Raw genomic sequence first — 1,080 nt, forward strand, 5'->3', positions numbered from 1 at the left:
AGTCGGCTTCCAGCGCTCCATGAGCCACCTCCGAGAGGTGGCGACCTGATCACGCGGCGACAGCCCACGTCGATCGCGCTCGTAAGTATTCGACTTTCCTCGGGCGGAAACCTGATCGGCGCTCTAGCGGTGCGCCTGAGGTCGGCGCAGGGGGCTGGACAAGCGGTGTATTGGCTGCTGCGTGCGGCGAGGTACGCGAAGTCCTTCCGGCTTGCCGAAGCCAGAACTAGCATTGGGCTGCTGGACAACTCAGGAGCAGTAGGTCGGCAGACACACGACCCCGTAGCTCCACGACAAGACCGGCGAGTAGCCTGTAGTCGGCGAGACGGACCCGAAGTTCCCGCCGCAGAGATCGTCGCGAACGTGCTTTCGCGTGCTGAGTTCGAGAACTGGAGCGTCTGCGGCGAGAGCCCCTGTACCTACTTTGGGCGCGTTGCGCCAAGGCGCCTGCTGCGTCACTTCCCGCCGTCCTCTTTCTCGGCCTCCCGGAACAGATCCCGGAGTGGCACCTTGAAAGCTGCGGACGCAGCTACCAATATGGCCACCGTGACATTTACGGCCCCCTGCTCCATCTTGATGATGTGCTTCGGATGGACACCGATGGCTTCGGCGGCCTGTTCCTGGGTAAGGCCCTGCTCCAACCTCAGTTCCCGAAGCCGCTCCCCTAGTCGCCGCAACTCCCGCTTGATGGCACGAGCTGTCGGACCTCGCGTCCAGACCTCCGAACGACCACGCTTGACGGGGGCTTTCCTGTGGGCACATCACGGACTTATCCACGGCCGCTCATGAGCTACACAGCTCATGAGCTACATGCTCCTTAGCTAGTGGTAGCCCCGTCACGTCACTTGTTGCTGGTGTCCTCCTCATCAGAATCAGGAAACAGATCCCGGAGTGGCACCTTGAAAGCCACGGACACGGCTACCAACGTGGCCACCGTGACGTTTGCGGCCCCCTGGGCGTGATCCGCTTTCGTGGACAGGTTGACTATGCCGCTGCCCGTTCGAACTCGGCCGGCGCAGCGTAACCGATTGCCGAGTGCATGCGTTGCTGGTTGTAGAAGACCTCGATGTAGTCGAACAG

General features: G+C 62.0%; 2 protein-coding genes. Both read right to left on the bottom strand.

The window, feature by feature from the left end; genetic code table 11:
• Nucleotides 1-455: 455 nt before the first annotated feature.
• On the bottom strand, nucleotides 456-677 hold the full coding sequence (locus D7V88_RS41730) for a helix-turn-helix domain-containing protein (RefSeq protein ID WP_279636150.1): 222 nt from the start codon (nucleotides 675-677) through the stop codon (nucleotides 456-458).
• A gap of 307 nt (nucleotides 678-984) precedes the next feature.
• Entirely contained in the window at nucleotides 985-1,080 is a 96-nt protein-coding gene (locus D7V88_RS41735) for an IS3 family transposase (RefSeq protein WP_372241176.1), read from the bottom strand.

This window comes from Corallococcus terminator, from assembly GCF_003611635.1.
Lineage (GTDB): Bacteria > Myxococcota > Myxococcia > Myxococcales > Myxococcaceae > Corallococcus > Corallococcus terminator.